20 protein-coding genes and 1 pseudogene are annotated in these 22,973 nt (G+C 40.6%); 18 read left to right on the top strand and 3 right to left on the bottom strand.

Annotated features, from left to right (window positions below; all coding sequences use genetic code 11):
* The first annotated feature begins 488 nt into the window (after positions 1 to 488).
* Positions 489 to 2,579, top strand: coding sequence for an NAD(P)H-quinone oxidoreductase subunit 5 (locus tag CALSC_RS14805; RefSeq protein ID WP_088242094.1), 2,091 nt, complete (start codon positions 489 to 491; stop codon positions 2,577 to 2,579).
* Between the two features lie 411 nt (positions 2,580 to 2,990).
* Positions 2,991 to 4,562 (top strand): photosynthetic/respiratory NAD(P)H-quinone oxidoreductase subunit D1, encoded by a 1,572-nt coding sequence (gene ndhD1, locus CALSC_RS14800; protein WP_088242093.1) that lies wholly within the window; start codon positions 2,991 to 2,993, stop codon positions 4,560 to 4,562.
* Positions 4,563 to 4,623: 61 nt separating this feature from the next.
* Here the strand turns inward: ndhD1 and CALSC_RS14795 are convergent, their stop codons facing one another.
* The gene (locus tag CALSC_RS14795) at positions 4,624 to 5,424 is read right to left on the bottom strand and encodes a TIGR01548 family HAD-type hydrolase (RefSeq protein WP_088242092.1); all 801 of its coding nucleotides are present in this window, start codon (positions 5,422 to 5,424) and stop codon (positions 4,624 to 4,626) included.
* A gap of 106 nt (positions 5,425 to 5,530) precedes the next feature.
* On the bottom strand, positions 5,531 to 6,259 hold the full coding sequence (locus CALSC_RS14790; RefSeq protein ID WP_088242091.1) for a Bax inhibitor-1/YccA family protein: 729 nt from the start codon (positions 6,257 to 6,259) through the stop codon (positions 5,531 to 5,533).
* A 478-nt stretch (positions 6,260 to 6,737) separates the two neighbouring features.
* Between CALSC_RS14790 and CALSC_RS14785 the strand changes: the two genes are divergently transcribed.
* Positions 6,738 to 7,523: an RNA polymerase sigma factor SigF gene (locus tag CALSC_RS14785; RefSeq protein ID WP_088242090.1), complete on the top strand. Its 786-nt coding sequence runs from the start codon at positions 6,738 to 6,740 to the stop codon at positions 7,521 to 7,523.
* 62 nt (positions 7,524 to 7,585) lie between these two features.
* Here CALSC_RS14785 and bchD read toward each other — a convergent pair whose 3' ends face one another.
* Entirely contained in the window at positions 7,586 to 9,601 is a 2,016-nt protein-coding gene (bchD, locus tag CALSC_RS14780) for a magnesium chelatase ATPase subunit D (RefSeq protein ID WP_088242089.1), read from the bottom strand.
* Positions 9,602 to 9,774: 173 nt separating this feature from the next.
* Here bchD and CALSC_RS14775 point away from each other — a divergent pair, with 173 nt between their 5' ends.
* The 15 genes and pseudogenes from CALSC_RS14775 to CALSC_RS14715 all read left to right on the top strand — a co-directional run bounded on the left by CALSC_RS14775 (position 9,775) and on the right by CALSC_RS14715 (position 22,860).
* Entirely contained in the window at positions 9,775 to 10,317 is a 543-nt protein-coding gene (locus CALSC_RS14775; protein ID WP_088242088.1) for a hypothetical protein, read from the top strand.
* Between the two features lie 6 nt (positions 10,318 to 10,323).
* Positions 10,324 to 10,857, top strand: a pseudogene (lepB, locus tag CALSC_RS14770) (signal peptidase I); the annotation flags it as partial.
* 275 nt (positions 10,858 to 11,132) lie between these two features.
* The gene (locus CALSC_RS14765; RefSeq protein WP_088242086.1) at positions 11,133 to 12,149 is read left to right on the top strand and encodes a hypothetical protein; all 1,017 of its coding nucleotides are present in this window, start codon (positions 11,133 to 11,135) and stop codon (positions 12,147 to 12,149) included.
* 108 nt (positions 12,150 to 12,257) lie between these two features.
* Positions 12,258 to 12,494 (top strand): hypothetical protein, encoded by a 237-nt coding sequence (locus CALSC_RS14760; protein ID WP_088242085.1) that lies wholly within the window; start codon positions 12,258 to 12,260, stop codon positions 12,492 to 12,494.
* Between the two features lie 228 nt (positions 12,495 to 12,722).
* Positions 12,723 to 14,315: a polyamine aminopropyltransferase gene (locus tag CALSC_RS14755; RefSeq protein ID WP_088242084.1), complete on the top strand. Its 1,593-nt coding sequence runs from the start codon at positions 12,723 to 12,725 to the stop codon at positions 14,313 to 14,315.
* Between the two features lie 247 nt (positions 14,316 to 14,562).
* Entirely contained in the window at positions 14,563 to 15,147 is a 585-nt protein-coding gene (locus CALSC_RS14750) for a DUF4178 domain-containing protein (protein ID WP_088242083.1), read from the top strand.
* Positions 15,148 to 15,260: 113 nt separating this feature from the next.
* Complete coding sequence (locus CALSC_RS27050; RefSeq protein WP_200817642.1) at positions 15,261 to 15,419, top strand: hypothetical protein; 159 nt, start codon at positions 15,261 to 15,263, stop codon at positions 15,417 to 15,419.
* Positions 15,420 to 15,425: 6 nt separating this feature from the next.
* Complete coding sequence (locus tag CALSC_RS14745) at positions 15,426 to 17,537, top strand: AAA-like domain-containing protein (protein ID WP_088242082.1); 2,112 nt, start codon at positions 15,426 to 15,428, stop codon at positions 17,535 to 17,537.
* 65 nt (positions 17,538 to 17,602) lie between these two features.
* Entirely contained in the window at positions 17,603 to 20,389 is a 2,787-nt protein-coding gene (locus CALSC_RS14740; protein WP_088242081.1) for an AAA-like domain-containing protein, read from the top strand.
* A gap of 141 nt (positions 20,390 to 20,530) precedes the next feature.
* Positions 20,531 to 20,788: a ribbon-helix-helix domain-containing protein gene (locus CALSC_RS14735; protein ID WP_088242080.1), complete on the top strand. Its 258-nt coding sequence runs from the start codon at positions 20,531 to 20,533 to the stop codon at positions 20,786 to 20,788.
* Complete coding sequence (locus CALSC_RS14730) at positions 20,788 to 21,120, top strand: type II toxin-antitoxin system RelE/ParE family toxin (RefSeq protein ID WP_235006797.1); 333 nt, start codon at positions 20,788 to 20,790, stop codon at positions 21,118 to 21,120. Before CALSC_RS14735 ends, CALSC_RS14730 begins: the two co-directional genes overlap by 1 nt.
* Before the next feature lie 183 nt (positions 21,121 to 21,303).
* Positions 21,304 to 21,510 carry a hypothetical protein gene (locus CALSC_RS14725; protein ID WP_088242078.1) on the top strand — a complete coding sequence of 69 codons (207 nt, stop codon included), beginning with the start codon at positions 21,304 to 21,306 and terminating at the stop codon, positions 21,508 to 21,510.
* Entirely contained in the window at positions 21,500 to 21,916 is a 417-nt protein-coding gene (locus CALSC_RS14720) for a putative toxin-antitoxin system toxin component, PIN family (protein WP_088242077.1), read from the top strand. Before CALSC_RS14725 ends, CALSC_RS14720 begins: the two co-directional genes overlap by 11 nt.
* Positions 21,917 to 21,920: 4 nt before the next feature.
* Positions 21,921 to 22,076 carry a hypothetical protein gene (locus tag CALSC_RS26515; RefSeq protein ID WP_159460630.1) on the top strand — a complete coding sequence of 52 codons (156 nt, stop codon included), beginning with the start codon at positions 21,921 to 21,923 and terminating at the stop codon, positions 22,074 to 22,076.
* Positions 22,077 to 22,659: 583 nt separating this feature from the next.
* Positions 22,660 to 22,860: a hypothetical protein gene (locus CALSC_RS14715; protein WP_088242076.1), complete on the top strand. Its 201-nt coding sequence runs from the start codon at positions 22,660 to 22,662 to the stop codon at positions 22,858 to 22,860.
* Positions 22,861 to 22,973: the final 113 nt, after the last annotated feature.

Genomic DNA, 22,973 nt, shown 5'->3' with positions numbered 1-22,973 from the left:
TTGCGACTATAACAGTTGTCAATGGACAGATGCTGACTTTCTAGGAGTCAAAATCCTTGCAGAAGCGTCAATAGAAAGGTTTAGACCATGGGAACATTCACTTTCTGGGTGTCTACAAGGATCTGGCGCTAGCTGAAACTTTTGGCAGAAGTGAGGAAAATAGTTGAGGAACTCCTGTAGAAGTTGTGGAGAAAGAGAAATTCAAGGTTAGAGAAAAACATTCGTTCCTAGCTTTGTGCTCAATCTCGCTCCTGCAAATTTCCTAGGCATTCCTAATTTACTTGATTGTTCTAGACTGTTATGGGAAAAAACTTCTTCCCCTTTACTTTTTTCTCCATTTTCCGGCTAGAAGTATCATCAGTGTGGGTTCAACCCATAAAGCAGTAACACAAATTAGAGGAAGACGCTTTGTGTTAACACAAATCATTCCGATGCAGCTGCTACTGTCCTTAAAAGTTAGTGAAAAATTCTCAACGTAGACATTAGTGATGGAAGTAATCTATCAGTATTCCTGGCTGATTCCAATGTTGCCCCTGTTGGGGGCAATGATTGTCGGTCTTGGGTTAATCTCTTTTAATCAGGTGACAAACAATCTGCGGCAGCTGAATGCGGCATTGATTATCTCCCTGATGGGTGTGGCAATGGGTCTTTCCATTGCCTTATTGTGGAGTCAAATTCAAGGACATCCAACCTATACCCATGTTTTTGAATGGGCAGCAGCAGGGAACTTTCAACTGAGTATGGGCTACACGATTGATCACTTAACAGCTCTGATGCTGGTAATTGTGACAACAGTAGCCTTCCTAGTCATGGTTTACACTGATGGCTACATGGCTCATGACCCAGGATATGTGAGGTTTTACTCATACCTGAGCTTGTTTGGTTCCTCCATGTTGGGTTTGGTTGTTAGCTCTAACCTTGTACAGGTTTACATCTTCTGGGAACTGGTGGGGATGTGTTCTTACTTGCTGGTCGGTTTTTGGTATGATCGCAAGTCCGCAGCAGATGCCTGCCAAAAAGCTTTTGTCACTAACCGGGTAGGTGACTTTGGTCTACTATTGGGCATCCTGGGCTTGTTTTGGGCTACAGGCAGCTTTGATTTTGATATTATGGGCGATCGCCTAGCTCAACTGGTACAGACAGGTTCCTTGAGCAATTTTCTGGCGGTACTGTTAGCAATTTTAGTATTTCTAGGCCCTGTTGCTAAATCAGCCCAATTTCCTCTCCATGTGTGGCTCCCAGACGCAATGGAAGGTCCCACACCCATTTCTGCCCTCATCCACGCAGCAACTATGGTGGCAGCAGGGGTATTCCTGATTGCCCGCATGTACCCAGTATTTGAACACGTACCAGCAGCAATGACAGTTATTGCCTGGACTGGGGCATTTACAGCATTTTTAGGGGCAACTATTGCCATGACCCAAAATGACATCAAAAAGGGTCTGGCTTACTCCACCATCTCCCAACTTGGTTATATGGTGATGGCTATGGGAGTGGGTGCTTACACTGCTGGATTATTCCATTTGATGACCCATGCCTACTTTAAGGCGATGCTCTTCCTTGGTTCCGGTTCCGTAATTCACGGCATGGAAGGGGTTGTGGGTCACGATCCAGTATTGGCACAGGATATGCGATTAATGGGTGGACTGCGGAAATATATGCCGATCACCTCCATTACTTTCTTAATTGGTTGTTTGGCAATTTCCGGCATTCCTCCCTTTGCTGGTTTCTGGTCAAAGGATGAAATCTTAGGGGCTGCTTTTCAATCTAGTCCCCTACTTTGGGGTATTGGCTGGCTAACTGCTGGTATTACCGCTTTCTACATGTTCAGAATGTATTTCTCCACATTTGAAGGCAAATTCCGGGGTACTGACCAGAAAATTAAGCAAAAGCTCAAGCAAGCCGCTACCATCATCTTGGAAGTAGAATCTGGAGAACCAGCACCAACTTTTGGTCCTGGAGCCATGAAACATGGTGAATTAGCTGCCACAGCTGACCATCATGATTCTCATGGTCATCACAGCGATTCTCCCCACGAGTCACCTTGGACAATGACCATGCCTTTGGCGGTTTTGGCAATACCTTCGATGTTGATTGGTTTAGTGGGTACTCCCTTTGGTAATCGCTTTGAGGAGTTCATTTTTGCTCCCAGTGAAACTTTGGCAGAAGTTATGGAAAAAGCTGCTGAGGTTGACCTACATGAGTTTTACATTATGGCTGGTGGTTCTGTAGCTATTTCTGTAGTCGGAATTACCTTAGCTTGCCTAATGTACTTGTGGGGCAAAATCAATCCAACTGCGATCGCTGATAAAATCAAGCCACTTTACAATCTATCCCTCAACAAGTGGTACTTTGATGATATTTACCATCGTGTCTTTGTTTTGGGCTTGCGTCGCCTAGCCAGACAAGTTCTAGAAGTTGATTTCCGCGTAGTAGATGGTGCTGTCAACTTGACAGGTTTCTTCACCTTGGTAAGTGGTGAAGGACTCAAATATTTTGAAAATGGTCGGGCTCAGTTCTACGCCTTGATCATATTTGGCGCAGTCTTGGGCTTAGTGATTTTCTTCGGTGTGACTTAGAAGAGGCAGGGGAGCAGGGAGAGTGTGGGAAGATGGGGAAGAGAGGGAAAGAGGGGAAGAGGGAAAGAGGGGAAGAGAGGAAGAGGGAAGGAGTGAAGGAGGGAAGGAGTGAAAGATAAAAAATCTTAACTCCCAACCATCAACTCTCACTCTCTCACTCTCTCACTCCCCACACTCCCCACACTCCCCGCACCTCCCCCACTCCCCACACTCCTCTGACTGACAATTTGGTTTGTAATAATTATTTACATTTTTTTAATTCAAGATGCAGGATGTAGTTACTAACCCTCATCTTTTTTTTTATTTTTGTTAAAACAACATAATAATCACATGCAAATCCGGCAAAAACTGTTAGTTAATAGCTAGTAGTTGATAGCCGACAATTATTTCTATAGATTCCTGACAACTCCCATGAATACAGCTAATTTCCCCTGGCTGACAACAATTATTCTATTACCGGTAGCGGCATCACTGCTGATTCCCATCATCCCAGATAAAAACGGTAAGACAGTACGTTGGTACTCCTTGATCGTGGGACTAGTAGATTTTGCTATCATTGTTGCAGCTTTTTACACTCAGTATGATTTCTCCAATCCCAACTTACAACTAGTGGAGAGTTATGCATGGGTTCCACAACTAGATTTGAACTGGTCAGTAGGGGCAGATGGCTTATCCATGCCTCTGATTCTTTTGACTGGATTCATTACCACCCTGGCGATTTTAGCTGCTTGGCCAGTTACACTCAAGCCCAAGCTATTTTATTTCTTAATACTGGCAATGTACGGCGGACAGATAGCCGTATTCGCCGTCCAGGATATGCTGCTGTTTTTCCTGGTGTGGGAACTGGAATTGATTCCGGTGTACCTGCTGTTAGCTATTTGGGGAGGTAAAAAGCGGCAATACGCAGCCACCAAGTTTATTTTGTATACTGCTGGTGGTTCCCTATTTATTTTGGTTGCTGCCTTGACTATGGCGTTTTATGGCGATACAGTCACCTTTGATATGCGATCGCTTGGTTTCAAGGATTATGCCCTCAATCTCCAACTTTTACTCTATGGGGCTTTCTTGATTGCCTACGCCGTAAAATTACCGATTATTCCTTTGCATACTTGGCTACCAGATGCCCACGGAGAAGCGACAGCCCCTGTGCATATGTTGCTGGCAGGTATTCTCTTGAAGATGGGTGGTTATGCCTTAATTCGCATGAATGCGGAGATGTTGCCCGGTGCCCATGCTTATTTTGCCCCGGTATTAGTAATTTTGGGGGTAGTTAACATTATCTATGCTGCCCTAACGTCCTTTGCCCAGCGCAACCTCAAGCGTAAAATTGCTTACTCTTCCATTTCTCACATGGGTTTTGTCACCATTGGTATTGCTTCCTTCACCGATTTAGGTATGAGTGGAGCAGTATTACAAATGGTTTCCCATGGCTTGATTGGGGCGAGTTTGTTTTTTTTAGTAGGGGCAACCTATGACCGGACACATACCCTGATGTTAGATGAAATGGGGGGTGTGGGTAAACGGATGCAGAAGATTTTCGCCATGTTTACTACTTGTTCTATGGCTTCTTTAGCTTTGCCAGGGATGAGTGGTTTTGTGGCAGAGTTAATGGTATTTGTGGGTTTTGCAACTAGTGATGCCTATAACTCCACCTTTAAAGTGATTGTCATCTTCTTGATGGCGGTTGGGGTAATTTTGACTCCCATTTATCTGCTTTCCATGCTGCGGGAGATTTTCTATGGTGATGAGAATCAAGAGTTAGTTGCTCATCAAAAATTAATTGATGCTGAACCCCGCGAAGTATTTATTATTGCTTGTTTGTTAGTGCCAATTATTGGGATTGGTTTGTATCCCAAAATTTTGACTCAAGTGTATGATTCCAAAACTGTGCAGCTAACAGAAAGATTGCGTGATGCTGTACCCACTTTGGCACAGCAAGAAGTACCTGCGCTGTCTATGCGTGCGCCGAATATTGGCAGTTAGATATTGGATTTTTAGTTGAGATTTAAAGGCAGGTTTTACACCTGCTTTTTTTAATGAAAATTTAGAGAAATCGCTGAATTTGTGCTGGTGTTAATTCTTGCACATTATTCAAAACTAACGTTGCTCCAGCTTGCCGTAATTTTTCTGCGTAAGCATCTCGTCTAGATGCTTTTTCTTGGACATGAGGAGGCAAAATCCCCACACCAAGATAATTTATACTGCGATCGCCACCATCTCTATTTCGTGCTTTTTCTACGGTGTACATATCAGCTACCGTATCTCCTACGTACACTACTAGTGATATATTGTCCAGTTGATTTTTTAATAGACGAATAGCGGCAAAAAGTCCCGTGGGGTCTGGTTTTCCCGGAGCATCTTCCATGGCAATTAACGCTGGTGACTGTAAACCCAAGCGGCTCTCTAATAGGTAAGTCGCCTCAGCACGAGGTGCGCCGCTAAAAAATCCCCAAGCAATACCAGCTAAAGTTAGTTGATCTAGGTAAGCTGGCTGTAATAATAACGGCTCATGACAAATATATCCCGTCCAATTGTTGGGGTTAGTACCGCGATAGCATCCTTGAAAGAAATCTACTATGGCGTTGTAATCCAATTGTACTTGTTCACGGGATTGTCCTTGGGTTTCCTGGTGGCGGTAAATAAACTCTTGGGATGCTTCCCAGTCATTGTTCCAGATACCTTCAGACTTCAAGTTATCAATGTCAACGGATGTGGGGCGATATGCTCCAGAAGTGAAGTGCTCTACCGTATCTGCTATAGCTCGGCGATAGGAATTACCAACATCTCGGATAACTCCATCAATATCAAAAATAACGATGGTGTGAATAGAACTTTTTTCGACCATTCAATTTTGGATTTTGGATTTTGAATTATTCTCCATAAGAAAATTGGGGATTAGTGAAAATAAAAATTTCCCTATCCCCATCAGATTAACTTAATCCCAGCAGACTTTAATCGCGACCATTTAGAGCTATGAGTAATCTGAGGATAAATACAAACAGGTTGATATAGGTCAAATACATTGATAAAGCCGCAGGTAAATATTGGTCATCACGATAGCTACGGGGCAAAATGTAGAAATCGACTACAGACACACCTACAAATAGGAATACACCCAAACCAGAAATACCAATTTCTAACCAATTTGGAGTGTAAACACCAAATAAAGTCAACACAAACTGTGCAACACAGACCATCACTAAGGCAATAACACCGAGATTGATGGTTTTTGTCAAAGCCATACCATCAGACTCGGAGAGATTGCTACCAATTTGACGAGCTGCGATAAAGGTAATGCCGCAACCTAGGGCAGCCAACCCCACGCCTTGAATACCTACTCCTTGGCTCCTCAAGGCAATAAATACTAAGCCGCTAAGAGTATATCCTGATAGCAAACTATAGGTTGCCAATATGGGTAGGGCAATGTTGTTTTGTCCCTTTTCAGTGATATTTCTGGCGACAAAGAACAAAACTAACTCTAGAACCAAAGCTCCGATGAATGTGGGGAAGAAAATTTCCGGTTTCGTATTGATTACGCCCAAACCGCCATAGGTACCTACAGCTGTTAGTACTAGTCCACCACCAACGAAGGGTAGGGCATTAGCAATCACATTGGGACCCACTAGGGCTTGGTTTTGAGCCTGACGCATAGCGTCACGGAAGTTACTTGTATTAGCCATATTTCACTGAGAATTGTTACTTAAAAAAAATTACTGATTACTTTCTATTCTTACCTAAAGACTTACTGATTAACCAGGGAAAAAATTTGTATTTTCCTGTGACTAGGCATTTTATCGTCGCTATGCTCCTTAGGTGTTGGGGGATAGGGAAATACGGGCGAGCTTGCCTCAAACACTGTAAGGAGTAATTGGGTTTAAAACCCCACCTTCTGCCCGGTGTCCGCAATTGGTTGGGGTTTGAATCTCCATCCGATTGACCCTAACCCCTAACCCCTAACTCTTGTTCAAAGCTAACCAGGAGAAGGAATCGCATACCGATATAAGTGTAAATACTGGTATGTGGAGTCATACCCCTCATAAGTTCAGTAAAACGACGAATGGTGTCTCAAGGCGTTCCTAAGGAAAATAATGACAGCTTGGATTTTTGATTCACAAAATTCTTTTTTGTTGGAACAGGACTTATTTCAAAGGATATCTTATGACAGCAAGTCAGTCCTCTGTGCGGTCTGATAGTATGGAACTTCTGCTGTACTATCACCAAAATCCCTCAGTTGAACTTCGGAACAAACTTGTACAATTACATACTGGTTTAGTACGGAAGATGGCACATAAGTTTAGTCATCAATGTAATGAACCCTACGAAGATTTAGAACAAATTGGCTACTTTGGTTTAATCAGGGCTATTGAGCGTTTTGATCCCAGCCAAGGATACGCCTTTAGTTCTTTCGCTGTGCCCTATATCCGGGGTGAGATGCTCCATTTCTTACGTGATCGCAGTACTTTATTAAAGATACCCCGTCGCTGGCAGGAACTTTACAATGAAGGACAAAAAGTTCGTAAGCAATTAGCTGAATTATTTGGTCGTCCTCCCAAGGATATAGAAATTGCCGAGGAACTGAATGTGTCTTTACAAGAGTGGCAAGAAACTAAGTTAGCTGTACAAAACAGGATGCCATTAAGTTTAGATGCCACTGTAGTTCACTATGTTGACTGTCAAATCACTTTGGGTGAGGCTTTAACTTGTCCTCGGACTGCGGCTCAACAGCAACAAGAGGAAGAACGGCAACAACTGCAAGGTGCGATTAGTTTATTGGAAGAAAAGCCTCGCATGGCGGTGGAAATGGTATTTCTCAAGGAGTTATCTCGTAAGGATGCTGCCAAAACAATTGGTACTAGTCCCATGACTGTTACTAGGTATCTGCAAAAGGGCGTTCAAGATTTAATGTGTATGCTACAGCCTCAAGCTGTTGCCAGTGGTTCTTAAGTCAGTATCATAGTTGATGCTGACTTAGATAACTGAATAATAGGAATAAAAAAGAGTTTATATTAAGATTTTAAATCTGCGATCGCTCCTCTGGTCATTGCAGCAATAGCTTGATCGGTAGCCTTAGGCAAATGGTAATATTTACCACCAGCAGTTTTTGCTAGTTCTTTGGCAAACCCGGTAGAAACAAATTTACTTTCAGTATCAATTACTAATAGCTGTATACCTAAAGCTCGAATTCTGGCAGCAATTTCTAATAGTTCACCTTTAATATCTGGTTTTGCTCCTGGCTCTTGTGGTTCTCCCAAGGAACGGGCTAAAGGAATATTACCCCGTCCATCGGTAATTGCCACAATAGCTATTTGCCCAATATCTCCACTCATTTGAGCATTCAAACCAACACGTACTGCTTGTGTTAAACCATGAGCGAGGGGGGAACCACCACCACAGGGTAATCTTTCTAAACGTTGTTTGGCTAAGGCTATGGAACGGGTGGGTGGTAACAAAACTTCTGCATCTTCTCCTCGAAAGGGAATGAGGGCAACTTGATCCCGGCTTTGGTAAGCTTCTGTTAATAACTGCATGACTGCACCTTTAGCTGATTGCATCCGGTTGAGTGCCATAGAACCGGAGGCATCTACCAAAAATACTACTAATGCTCCTGCTTTACGTGCCAAGCGTTTAGAGCGCATGTCTCCTTGCTCAATAATCACTTTTCTGCCAGGATATCTTTGTCTGCGGGCTTTTTGATAGGGTGCTGCGGCTCTCAAGGTGGCATCAACGGCAATGCGTTTAACTTTTCCCTTGGGTAGCATGGGTTTAATGTAACGTCCCCTATCATCGGAGAAAATCACGCTGCGACTACCTGATTTACCTTGACGCTGGGACATCTGGGCAAAATACAATACGCTGGGATCGAGAACTACTCCTTCGGGATCGAAGACAAATTCTTCGGGAATACTGGGTGGTTCTTGTTGCTGTTGTTCTTCTTGCTCTTTTTGCTCTTCTGGCTCTTGCTCTTGTTCGGATTCCGGTTCTTCTTGGTTTTGTGGAGGGGGAGGTGGTGGTGGCTCTTCTGGAGGTGGTGTCTGCACAATGGTGGAACGGGGGACAATAACTAATTCCACCCCTCGCCGCAAATCATCGGCATTTACCTGGGAGCGTCCATCTAAAGCGGCGGATGCTTTGGCGACGCGGGTAGCAAATAATTCTGCCCTATGTCCTTGTACTCCACCCCGAATGGCTTCTTCTACTAAGTAAATAATTTGTTCGTGACTAATTTGTACTTCCTTGAGCCATTCCCGTGCCAAGATAATTTGGGTTTTGATGCTATCAAGTTCTTCGTCATATTGCTGGAGAAATTCTTGGGGGGAGCGGGAGTAGGATATTACCTGTTCCACTGCTTGCACCCGATCGTCTAATCCTAATACCCCATCAGCGGAAAGAGCGATCGCAATTCTATCTAATAAATGCTCCCTTAAGTTTCCTTCTTCTGGATTGTAGGTAGCAATAAATAGGGGTTTACAGGTATGTTGAAAGCTAATGCCTTCCCGTTCGATTTGGTTGCGTCCTTCGGATAATACAGTTAATAACTGGTTGCTGATTTGGTCGTCTAATAAATTAATTTCATCGATGTACAATACTCCCCGGTTTGCGGCAGCGAGCAATCCTGGTTGAAATACTGTATCTCCTTGTTTAACAGACTTTTCCACATCCACGGAACCTAAAAGTCGATCTTCTGTAACTCCTAGGGGAATTTGGACGAAGGGAGCGGGAATAACTTCCGTGGGTAAATCTTCTGTGGGTTTATGTCTTGCCAGTAATTCATCATCCCATTCTTCTGGGTGGTGGGGGTCACAATTACTCAAAGAGCCTGGGACTACTTCAATGGGGGGAATTAAAGCATGAATAGCCCTTGCCATGACTGATTTTGCCGTACCGCGACGACCTGCGATCGCTACTCCTCCCAATTCTGGATCAACTGCTGCTAGTAGGAGGGCTAATTTAATTGCTTCTTGACCAACTACAGCAGTTAGGGGAAAGGCTGTAACATTAGGGGTTAGAGTAGGAGCAGGCATAGTTGAAACAAACATTTAGTCTAGGTCTTTAGCATATCAAAACCTGACCAATTTAAGGATACTATTTGCTTAGTTCACTAAAAGAAAATTTTCTTAATTCTTGAAACAGAAGGGATTTTACGCTTTTTGTAATTATTTTGACTAAGTAACTTCCGATTTTAGGAAAAATTTAGATGTCTAATAGAGAACCATGGTTAGCTACTATTTTATCAACGTTTTTACCAGGATTGGGACAAATCTATTCTTACAAAAAAGTTAAAGGGTTATTACTCATTTTTCTTTATTTTTCTCTACAAATAATAGCATTTTGGCATATATTTAGTTCGACAGGCAATATATTAATTGGCTTGAGCTTTTTTCCATTTATTTTTATTTTCTTAATTTGGAATTTGTTTGATGCTTTCAGTTATGCTAAAAGCAATAATAGTATTGATTTTGAAGATTCACGCAAGGCTACAAAAGATCCTTGGTTAGCAATGTTCCTCTCTCGAATATTTTTTGGGATTGGTCACTTTTACATTGGCAAGTGGTTATTTGGTATTTTCGCAGTGATTCTAACAATCATTTGCTCAAGCACTAGCCCTTTTATCGCTGCAATTATTTCACCTTATATTGCATATTTAGCATATACTTTTGCACCAAACCATCGAGAACGGTCAAAAAATATTGCATTTGCGATCGCGTTAATTATGGTCATCCTTAATCTATCATCATGAGGCTTTGCATTTGCGCTCAAAAACTACGTTGTTGAAGCTCGTTGGATACCTTCAGGTTCAATGGAACCGACACTGTATGGTTCCCCAAATTTATGGGAAGCAGATAGAGTATTCGTTGATAAATTGAGCTATCGTTTTCAAGCTCCACAAAGAGGAGATATTGTTGTTTTTTCTCCTACAAAGCAATTAATTTTAGATGGATATAATAGTGATTTTATTAGTCGTGTCGTCGGCTTACCTAAAGAAAAAGTGGAACTAAAAGATGGCACAATATATATTAACAATAAGCCTCTCAATGAAGATAATTATTTGTCTCCTTCTCAGCGCACATCAACAGATGTTTGTACCTCTGGACTCCAGCCACCTTTTTTCTCAAAGCCTCAGACTATACCGCCTAATTCATACCTTGTATTAGGTGACAATCGCCGCAGCAGTTATGATAGTCGCTGTTGGGGCGTTGTAGAACGCAATAATATGATTGGTAAAGCTTACAAAATATTTTTCCCTATCAACCGAGCTGGCTCAATTTCTCTTCAGTAAAGTCATCAAGATTAAAACTAGTACCATCAAAAGCATCAGTAATTTAATTTACAGAATAAGCTTTTTGCGACCGTATTTATGACTAGATGATTTCAAGCCATTGTTTATGGGACATTCTACGAGTCATGGTTAATATAAAATAACAATCCTGTAACACTAATAATTACACAGGATTGAGGCTATTAATAATTTTGCTGGTATCATCACCCAAGACAAATTTTCCCGGAAGGTTATTATAACAGAGTGTTGTTTATATAACCTTTAAAAAACACATTATGTCCGTAAATGTAGATACTCAGCGTACCAGTCGCTTTGTTGAGCCTTGGCCATATGTTGCTTTAGGATCATCGGCGCTGGTATTTATGGCATTAATAGCATCACCGTTTTTTAAAAGAACTCTTGTTTCCAAAAACGTCAGCGTGAGTACAGGTAAACCTGTAAAGCTGAAAGAATTTACCCTCAAACCCCAACCAATTGGTGCATTACGAGTGGATGCAGAAGCCTGGATTCGCACTAACCAATGGGTCACTTACGAAATTCAACTCCTGGATCAACAAGGTAAGTTAATTGCTTCTGCAGTTAAGCAAGCTTGGAAAGAATCTGGTCGTTGGTATGAGGATGGAGAGTCAGGAACTTGGGCAGAACAGGATTTAAAGGGGGGTTTAGATGTCCGCGTTAAGAAAGAAGAGAAAGTAACCCTAGCTATCAATGTATTGGGTTATGGTGCAGGGCGAAGTAGTATAAATTTACCAGTGCCATTTAAAGTGAAAGTGGAAAATGGTGTTGTAGATACACGCCATTTATGGCCAGGTTTTTTTGGTTCTTTGGCATTGGGGGTAATGGCATATTTATCTATTCCGCAAATTGGCAAACAGGTAATCAAAGAAAGCCTGAATGATAGCGATCCTAGTGGTAGAGGTACTGTTGGTGGAGCTAATCGGCTGGTGAGGGTGAATGTGGATGTAAAATCCGATGAAACTTCTCCCAAGGAATTAGAAGTAAGGCTATTTATTAATAATTCTTATGGTGAACAAGTATATACAACCTCTGAAGTAATGAAGCTCAATTTCAAAAAAGAAGATGGCAAAATTGAAGGAGCTAGTGGTAATGTTCAGAAATTTTTCTTATTTGATGTTCAAGATTCTTATGGGTTTCAGGTAGAAGTTTTACCAGATTCACCAGTGGATAGAACCATTTTAAAAGTTAAAGATGGGGCCCGTACTCGTCATCCTGTAGATGTTGTTTATATTCATGGTGATTCTGTAGATAGAACACAATCCCAGAATGTCTAATGCCATTTTGGATTTTGGATTTTAGATCTTAGATTTTGGAAACTATTTCCTAACAGTATTTAACAAATACTTTTGTATTAAAAATTTATAATTATTAAAGAGGTATTAATGTTAACCAAAATTTTTGCCGGCTTGGCAGTACTTTTGGCCGCGATCGCTATTATTGATGGTTATACCCAAAAATCGGCTTTGGTCTTACGGGAGCAGAAACAGGCTAATTACTCACCCCGGCATAGAACTAATTTATCTGGTGGATATAACAGAGGTGGTATATGGATATATAGCACTACTACTCGCGGTTACTACGAAGATTTTCGGGGTGGTGGTCCTGGGCGAGGTAAGTAAGAAGGAGAGTGTGGGAGTGAGAGAGTGTGGGAGTGAGAGAGTGAGAGAGTGAGGGTTGATGGTTGGTAGTTGATGGTTGATAGTTAGTTATTTCATATCCCCACGCTTCCCACACTTCTTTCACTCCTTCCCTCCTTCCCTCTTCCCCTCCTTCCCTCTTCCCTCCTTTCCTCCATCCCTCTTTCACTCCTTCTCTCCTTCATTGTTTGGGATTTTCTTAAAAAAACTATGGAACAGAAAATTGGTGCTGATTTGATCTCAAACTTTCCAGAGGCTAATACAACTGTCAATATTTCCTTAAATAAAAATCAACGGCGATTACTCTTGATAGCTGCCGCCGTATCTTCCGGCACTGGCTTAGCCGTAGAATTACTGCTGGGAACTCTGGCTAGTTACCTAGTGGGAAACCCAGCTTTAGCCTATGGAATTGCAGTGGGTGGTTTTTTAGCTGCTATGGGTATTGGTTCTTACCTCAGCCGTTTCATTGCTCCCGATGCTGATGGCAATGTTCTACAGCGTCAATTAATGTTAGCTTTTGTCGGTGTAGAATTAGCGATCGCACCCCTAACAGCAATATTACCCTTGGGATTATTTGCCCTGTTCATCATGGGTAGTTCCATTTGGTTGCAATTATTTTTAGTGACGGTGATTCTGGGCTTACTCGCTGGTTTAGAGGTGCCATTACTCACACGCATACTCGAAAAAACTGAAGGGGTGAAGGATGCCTTAGCCGCCATCTTAGCACTGGACTATTTAGGAGCATTATTTGGTTCTTTGGGCTTTCCTATCATATTCTTGCCTTGGTTGGGGATGTTCCCCACAGCCTTTGTTTTGGGTTCTTTTCCTGCCTTTATGGTGTTTGTGATCGCTCGTAATTTTGCCCCAATTCGCCGTTGGGGATATGTGGGATTAGCCACAGGAGTATTGCTGTTAGCTTTAGCTCCCATTGCCGTACCTTTAAGCAATAGTCTGGAGAATAATTTATACACCGCCCCTATTGTGAAACGGGTTCAATCTCGGTATCAGCGAATTGTCTTAACCCGCCGAGGTAAGGATGTGCGCCTATTTCTCAATGGCGATTTGCAAATGTCTACCTTGGATGAATATCGCTACCATGAGGCACTTGTACACCCCGCTATGAGCGCCGCCACTAACCCACATAAGGTATTAGTATTAGGTGCTGGTGATGGCATGGCGGTACGAGAAATCCTCAAATGGCAAAGTGTGGAACAGGTGGTAGTGATTGAGTTAGACCCAGAAGTAGTTAAAATTGCCAATCGCTATCCGCAATTACTACAAGTAAATGAAGGCGCTTTAAAAGATCCACGGGTAAAAGTAATAAATGCCGATGCTTTTGCCAAAGCACCGGCTCTCAAGCAAACCTTTGATGTGATGATTGCAGATTTCCCCGATCCAGATGAGAAGACTCTGGCAAAATTATACTCAGAAGGTTTTTATCGGCGTTTAGTGGGTAGATTAGCAGACAATGGCATTTTAGTTACTCAAGCATCAAGTCCCTTTTTTGCTCCCAAAGTCATTAGTTGTATTGCGACTACCATGTCTGAAGTAGGACTCAGGGTAAATCCTTATGTAGTAGATGTTCCTAGTTTTGGTCCTTGGGGATTTGTCCTCGCATCCCGCAATTCTATAGATACGAATAAATTAGAGTTACCTGTAAATACCCGCTTTCTTACTTCTACAATTTTGCATCATTTGTTTGAACTACCCAAAGACTTACAATTACGTAATGCAGAGGTTAATCGTCTTTCACATCCTGTGATTGTTCGTTACCAATCTGATTCCCGTTGGATTGCTTATTAATAGATCACGTATTTCTAAATTTCACGGATTAGAACCAAGTCGGCACAATAAAACCAAACTACGTGAAGAAAGGTAAATAAGCCTAAAACCCTTGTTCCCCCTGCTCCCTGTCCCCTTCCCATTGCCCCCTGTCTTATCCAAACGATTATTTTTTACGCCGACCTACTTACTGCTCCTTGTAATCTCAAAATCTGTGAAATCAGTGTAATCAGTACAATCAGTGATAATAAATTAAGGAATAAAAACTATGTTTTGGTTAATAGTAATTTTAATTGTTGCTGTTGGTATTACATTATTGGTAATGCAGCAAAATGGGATGTTAGGTGCTGGTAAGCAACGTCCCGAACTACCATCCCTCAAACGGAATGTGTTTAATTTACAAATTGGCGACATAGTTCAGTATCTAGGTACGGATTGGATGGTAGAAGGTAGCCTTACCTATGACGTGGATGGTTACACATGGATGGAATATATGTTGCAGGATGGTGATGAGATTCGCTGGCTATCCGTGGAAGAAGACGATACAGTCGAGGTAACATTCTTAGAACCGAATAATCAATTGGATGTCAGTCAAAATCCACCCCAACAGTTAAATTTTGCCGGAGATACCTATCGCTGTGTGGATTCTGGTACGGCTAAGATGACTCGTAAGGGTACAGTTGTTAGACGTAATGCTCAACGCTGCCAATATTTTGACTACGAAAGTAGCAGTGATAAAGTACTTTCCATTGAGATTTGGGATGGAGAAATGGAAGTTACTGTAGGAGAGAGAATTAGTCCTAGATCCCTGACACTGTTACCTGGTGATGGTCAAAGAGTTTATGGAGATTGATTAGCGATCGCTCTTCGGGAAAAAACTTTTTGGGTTACTAGGAATTGGATTCTGTACTCTTGTAGCTTTGTTTCAGTACAATTAACTATAGAATCCCTATTAACTCAAATATAATGCACACAAACATAGGGTATAACCTCAAAAGACGATTCCATGCTACTGGCGCTTTGCGGGGACGCAAGATGAGTCAAGTAGTCACGGAACTGATTGAGCAATGGTTACAACATAACGAATACCATCACTTTCTGATGACCGAAAATAATCTGTATTAAAGTTCAATGAATTACCAGGATTTTCAAATCTTAGTTGACTATAATCAGAAGATTCGCGCTTCATCAGAGCAAGGCGAGGTAAGGGGTGAATTATGCCTGGATATGGATAGAACCAAGCATACATTAAAATTGATTGACCACCAGGTAAAAGATGGTGAGTTGCTCAAAGGACTGGGTTATGAGCTATATCAAGCACTTTTCCCTAACGAAATTAATGCTCGATTCCAAGCTACAATCGCAGGAGCACAAGCCAATAATCACAGTGTCCGCTTGCGGTTAATATTTGAATCTCCTGAATTAGCTGCTATTCCTTGGGAATTTCTCTACGATAAACAAACTAACACTTTTCTTGGAAACAATACTCAAACTGTACTTTCTCGCTACATTGATGTTCCTTTGCAACAACGGGAAATCAAAGCTGCTAGTTTACCTCTGAAAGTCCTGTTAGTTATTTCCAGTCCTAGTAATTTACCTCAGTTGGATGTTGCTGGTGAAGAAAAGCTAATCCGCGAAGCACTGGGTAAACACATAGAATCTGGGAACATAGAGTTAGATATATTACAAAAAGCTACCATCCGCAATATTAACCAAAAGCTGCGGGAGAAGACTTATAATGTATTCCACTTCATCGGACACGGGGAATTTAAGGATAATAAAGGCTACATTGCCCTGATGGAACGAGATGGCAGAGCTAATTTATTAGATGATGAAAGATTCGCCAATTTCTTTTTAGGTAACAAAAACTTAGGGTTAGTTATTCTCAATTCCTGTCAAGGTGCAACGTTATCTTCCAACCAAGTATTTGCAGGTACAGCACCAAATTTAGTACAGAAGGGAATACCCGCAGTTGTCGCCATGCAATATCACATATTTGATACCACAGCCAAGCTGCTCGCAGATGAGTTTTACCGTACTCTAGCATTAGGCTACCCCGTAGATGCTGCTATTCAGACAACCCGCAATGCGATTTCGATGGAAGTGGGAATTGATAGACGGGATTTTGCTACGCCAGTGCTTTATATGCGAGCAAGAAATGGAATTATTTTGAGCGCATTGGATGCAGAAAAAAAAGCTGGGAATGAGATTTCTGCGACAGAAGCAAATACAGATACAGAAGCAGATACTAATATATATATTGAACGACCCCCAATTGAGGAAAAATCCTATCAGGAGATTTTACAAGCAGGTGCGCTAATTCGGATTAAAGCACCACAAAAGATGGGGAAAACTTTGCTGTTGGAGAAGTTATTGGATTATGGTAGACAGCAGGGTTATCAAACGGCGAAATTAGATTTAAAGCTGGCTGAAACTAATATTATTGCTAATTTAAAAACATTTTTACAGTGGTTGTGTGTTGATGTTACTGACAGCCTAGAATTAGAACCTCAATTGGATAAATACTGGCAAGATGTTTATGGTTTGAATAAGAATTGTACTCGTTATTTTCAAAAGTATTTATTAAAAGCTACTGAACAGCCTTTAATTCTAGCCATAGATAATTTTGAGCGATTGTTTGCATATCCAGAGATTTTTCCCCAATTCTGTTTACTGCTGCGGAGTTGGTATGAAACTGCTAAGTCAGGGGATAGAATTGGTAATCTTTGGAAGAAACTGCGATTGGTGGTGGTGCATTCCACGGAACAATATCCTGAGTTAGACACTAATCACTCGCCGTTTAATGTGGGAGTTACAATTGAATTACCTGAATTTAATTTGCCACAAGTAGCAGCTCTTGCCAAACAGTATAAGTTAGATGGTGTTTTGGGAGAGCAAGGTTTGAATGAGTTGATGGTGAATTTAGGGGGACATCCTTATTTAATGCAGCAAGCAATTTATCACCTCAAAAGTCAACAAGATAGTATAGAATCACTATTGCAGCTTGCACCAACGGAACAGGGAATTTTTCGGGATCATTTACGACAACAATTATGGCATTTACAACATAACCCCCAGTTAGAATTAGGATATAAACAAGTTGTGAACGCCAATAAACCTATCCGTTTGCATACTGAAGTTGCATTCAAGTTACATAGTTTAGGGTTAGTCAAACTTTCAGGTAATGATTGCGTTCCCAGTTGTGATTTATATCGTCAGTATTTCTCCGTGCGTTTGGAATGATATTAATTAACTTCAAAATTTACTTATTACTTATTACTTATTACTTGCGCCTAGCACCATAAATCATGGTTAGTGAATACAGATTTTCCGGGAGTTTACCAGAAAACGCCACTACTTATGTAACTAGAGAAGCCGATAGGGAATTATATGACTCCCTGACAGCAGGGAAGTTTTGCTATGTTTTAAACTCCAGACAATCCGGTAAATCTAGCATCCGGGTACGTACCATGAGGCGATTGCGAGATGCTGGGGTAGAATGTGCTGCGATCGATTTATCTGCGGGTGGTGTGCAAAATGTGACACCCCAACAATGGTATGTGGATTTGATTGATAATTTGATTGAAAGTTTTGATTTAGATGTAGATTTAGTCGAGTGGTGGGGAGAGAATCATTTACACTCAGAAGTCACAAGATTTCGCAAGTTTATTGAAGATGTTTTGTTGGTTGAAGTTAAGGCGAATATTGTTATTTTTATTGATGAGATTGATAGTGTTCTCAGTTTAAAATTTCCTACGGATGACTTTTTTGCTTTAATTCGTGCTTTTTATAATCAGCGTGTTGATAACTGGGAATTTAATCGCCTCACTTTTTGTTTATTGGGGGTTGCTTCACCAAGTAATTTAATTGAAGATAAACAGCGCACTCCTTTTAATATTGGTAAGGCTATTTCTCTCAAGGGGTTTCAATTGCATGAAGTTGAGCCATTGAGAATGGGTTTATCAGATAAATTTAGTGATTCCCAAGGGGTAATTGAGGAAATATTAGCATGGACAGGAGGACAACCATTTTTGATGCAAAAGTTGTGTCAATTTATGGTGGAGGAGTCGGAGCAAGAAAAGCCGCGTACTGTTGCAGAAGTTGTGAAATCAAGGATTATTGAAAGTTGGGAATCTCAAGATGAACCGGAACATTTACGTACTATTCGTTCTCGGATTTTAAGGAATGAGGAGCGTGCTGGGTATTTGTTGGAGTTGTATCAACAAATTAGGGGTGCGGAAGAAGAATCTGAAATTACAGCCAATGATACTGTTGAACAAAGTGAGTTACTGCTTTCTGGGTTAGTTGCCAGACGGGAGGGTAAGTTAAGGGTTTATAACAAAATATATAAACAAGTTTTTAACCTTGCTTGGGTTGAAAATGAATTAAAGAATTTGCGTCCCTATTCAGAAGCTTTTCGTGCTTGGGTTGGTTCTGGGTGTAGTGATGATTCTTGGCTGTTGACAGGAAATGCTTTAGCAAGTGCGGAAAAATGGGCGAAGGATAAGAGTTTAAGTTATCAGGATAAACAGTTTTTAGCAGCTAGTAGGGAAAAGGAAATTCAAGAGAAAATTGCTGCTGAGGAAAAAGAAGCGGAGTTGGAAAGAGAGAGGAAGGATAGGGAAGCAGCAGAGCAGAGAAATCAGGTATTGAGTGAGGCGAATCGGAAGGCAAAACGACGGATTCGGGATGGGACTATTGTTTTAGTTTTGGCTGTATTGGGTGCAGTGGGTTTGGGAGTATTTGCAGCCATAGAAGGGAATAAGGCGTTAGAAGCACGAAAGAACGCTCAAGATGCTAAACAGCAAGTCATCACAGCAAATCAAAAGGTTAAAGATGCTAATAAAACAGTTGAACAAGAAAGGAAAAATGTTAGAGCTTTAAAGAACCAGGCTAAACAAGTAGAAAAAAAGTTTAAAGATATTGAACAGCAAGCTCAAAAAGCACAACAAAATGCTGATGACGCGAAGAAAGAGGCAGAAAGTTTACAAAATCAGCTTGCTTGGGCAAAGAAAGATGTGGAAACTGTTCAACAACTATCTAAACTAGCTGGAGAGTTACACAATAAAAGTTTGGTACCGGCTATTGGAGCTGAGGAATTAAAAGAAGCTTCTGATGAGGCTTTAAGGCAAGCAGGTTTATCTTTTAGGGTGAATGACCATAACCTGAAACAAGCAATGTTATTGGCTGCTATATCCCAAGTGTATGAAACATTATACCAGCCAGATGAAGCTCAAAACAAGATTAATGAAAGCCTGGAATTTTTAAGAAAAAAAGGAAATAGAATTACCTCTGCAGAAGGAATACAAATAAAAGTGTTGGTGAAAGCCAAACAAGGAAAACTTCTTACTGAAAAATCTCAAAAACAAGCGATAAAAGCCTATCAACAAGCATATAATATCATCAAAAAATATCCTAACGAAACTAATCCCTTTACAAAAAATCAAATTATTACAGCTCCAGATATTACATTAGTTCATCTAGGATTACTTCAGCTAGAGAAAAATCGGAATCAAGAGGTTTGGAATTCTCTCAAACAACTATTTTTTGCTGAGCTTAATTTCTTTCTGTCAACGAAAAACTGGAGAGCAGCAGATGAAACAACTGCGATACTTATGGAGTTTATTGCGGGAGTAGAGGAAACAGCGAGGCTGGATATGCATAAAATATCTTGCCCAGACTTGAAAAAAATTGATGATCTATGGGTAAAACAATCAGAGGGAAAATATGGTTACATGGTAAAAAATAAAATTTGGATTGAAACAGGAAATTTACTAAATAAAGAAGATTTGAATAGCTCTAATATCCAGAATTATTTACGTTTTTTACGTACAGTTGGGAGAATTGACCATACAGGAAACTATCAGTGGTTAAATTGGGTAAATCGAAATTTTAATCAATCAGTATCATCGGGGTTTTCTAAAAAACTACTTTTACCCCAGAATGTTCACGATGGGAATGCTCAGAATTCAAGCTGGGGTGGAGATATCGCAAAAAAGCCTTTGGGTGAGGCTTTAAGTGCTTTAGAAGCTTATTATGAGTATGACTATATGTTTTTTCCCGTGTTAATGCCTGTAAGCTGTAACTTCTCCTGACGAGAAGTGCGATCACTTACCTTTCATGCTTCCATTACTTAGAAAGCTGTACTATTAAGAATAGTATTCTAAGATGATTGATTTCGGATTGGGGTGAAAGTTTAAGTTAAAATCAATTATGGTAGTTATACTTGAAGCCCGATGAATATCAATATTGATATACCCGATCAAGTGCGCGTTTACGTCGAGGCGCAAGTAATAGCAGGTGACTATAACAATATTGGCGAATATTTTCTAGATTTAGTGCAGCAAGACCAAAAACGCAAGGCGCAAGAAAAGCTAGAGACTCTTTTGCTTGAAGGTATTGATTCTCAGGGACAGGAAGTAACTCCAGAATATTGGCAAAATTTGCGTTCTGCTGTTTTAGGTGAGAACAGTGAGGGGAATGCAAAGGGCTGATGAACTATCGGTTAATTGTCAAAGATCAGGCAACACAAGATTTGCGACAATTGGCAAATTATATATTAGTCAATGGGAATAAAGATATAGCAGTTAAATTCTTAAGTGCTGCGGAAATTACTTTTGAACAGTTGGTCAAGACCCCTGGTATGGGTAAGGTAACGCAGTTGGTAGTGTCGAGATTGGGAGAAATTCGACAATGGCGCATCAAAGATTTTAAGGAGTATTTTATTTTCTATAGAATTGCTGATGCTAATGTTGAGATTCTCCGCGTACTTCATGGAGCCAGGGATTTAGCAGATATACTTAACAAATTAGACGAAGAAATTTAACTATAAAATTCTCTTAGCCCATGAAGATGGGCTTTGCTCGTATAGCGATACCCTTCTAGGGTATTGCATAAGTGCGATCAATCGCTTTTTTGTCAGTAAAAGAAAAACTGTTCATCTCCCATGCTTCCATTGCTTATAAAGCTGTACTATTAAGATAGTATTCTAATCTAATTAAATCAGATAATGAAACAAATCCTGAAAAAAGTTAAGGTATCAGAAATTCCTAAACTTATCGCTCAGTTAGGACTTTCTGGTGAACAAGAAGTTAATATAACTATTGAAGCAGCTTCAGAAAATCTTCTGGAAATTATGGACAGAATAGGCAAACAAGCTCAAGACAAAGGATTGACAGAAGCTCAGTTAACAGAACTTCTAGCAGATGAATCATAATCGAGTCGTTATAGATACTAATGTTTTTATTAGTGCTTTACTCAATCCACAAGGAAAACCCAGGGAAGTAATCAACATAGCAATAAGCCAATTTGTAATTCTCCAGAGTGAGGTAACTTATCAAGAATTAGAATCGAGAATAAGTAAAAAGAAATTTGATAAATATTTAGAAGAGAGCAATAGATTAAAATTTTTGCTAGCAGTTAGAAATGAAAGCTTATTTATTGATATAGTTCATGAAACGGAAATTTGTTCAGATTCAGATGACAATAAATTTTTAGAATTAGCTGTATCTGGCAATGCAAGCTACCTTATCACAGGCGATAATGACCTTTTAATTCTTAATACTTATCAAGGAATTCCAATTATCACACCTGCTAATTTTATTTCCATCATTCAGGGATAAATTAGTGCGATACGCCAAGGATGTTAAGGTGATTTCTAAAAATAATTTTACCAATGGCAAGGGCGCAAGCCTTCATTGGTGTCAACTTAACGTCAAACCCTTATCCCGCAAGGGAATGAATTCCCTTGCTCATACACGAAGTCATCTAGAAGATGACTAAATAACCTAGGTTTTCTTCAGTCTACTTTAGTAGACTTTGTATATTAGCCCGGAACTTCAGTTCAGGGTGGGTGAGAAAGCCAACAGATAAGTGACTTCTAGCTTAAGTTGACACCAATGGCAAGCCTTGCGCCCCTACAGTGAATTTGTAATCGCCTGGTAATTTTAATGCTGGAAATCTCCTAAGTGGATCGCATAATTTTGTAGGGTGCGCTCTGTTTTAAATAGTCTTTATTTGTTGCGAGAGCATCCCAATTTTTGAAAAATCCCTCAGGCTAAAGCCTGGGGCTACACCAACTAAGCCCATCTGCGTGGGCTAATAAAATCTTTTTAACCCACGCAGGTGGGTTTTGCACGTATAGCGATACCCTTCTAGGGTATCGCATAAAAATTGGGACGCTCCCGAAAGTTTTGCAATAATTTGCACAACCTTGTTATGGGCGAAATTGCCCTACCTATTTTGGTTAACATTAATTTATATTTTTTCTGTAGCCTACGTTACAGAAAATCTGGTATATTAATGATGCAGGGTAAAAGCCCAGCAATTAAAAACTCCTAAAATAACCAATAGAGAGGAATTATATATGTCTACCCAAGAAAAAGCTCGTGCATTAATGACACGCCACTATCAATTAATTAAAAATCGTCAGCAATCCATGTTGGAACGTGTTGGCGAAGAACTACATCTTCCTCAAGAAATATCCCATTACTGGAGTCCAGTTCAAGGTAAGATATCTGCCAATGCCCGGATGAATTATGACCGCAGCAATGTTGCCATGAGCTAGTTGAAAAAGTTTTGGGTATTGGGTTGAGTGGCTAACTCAAAACAATAAAAAAAGCCGCCCGGAAACGGGTGGCTAATTTATGCTCTACTGAATTTTTACCAACAAGTACTGTT

Source organism: Calothrix rhizosoleniae SC01, from assembly GCF_900185595.1.
GTDB classification, from domain to species: Bacteria; Cyanobacteriota; Cyanobacteriia; order Cyanobacteriales; family Nostocaceae; genus Calothrix_A; species Calothrix_A rhizosoleniae.
Note: the sequence above shows the minus strand (reverse complement) of the source record. Positions and strands in the feature narration are given on the sequence as shown.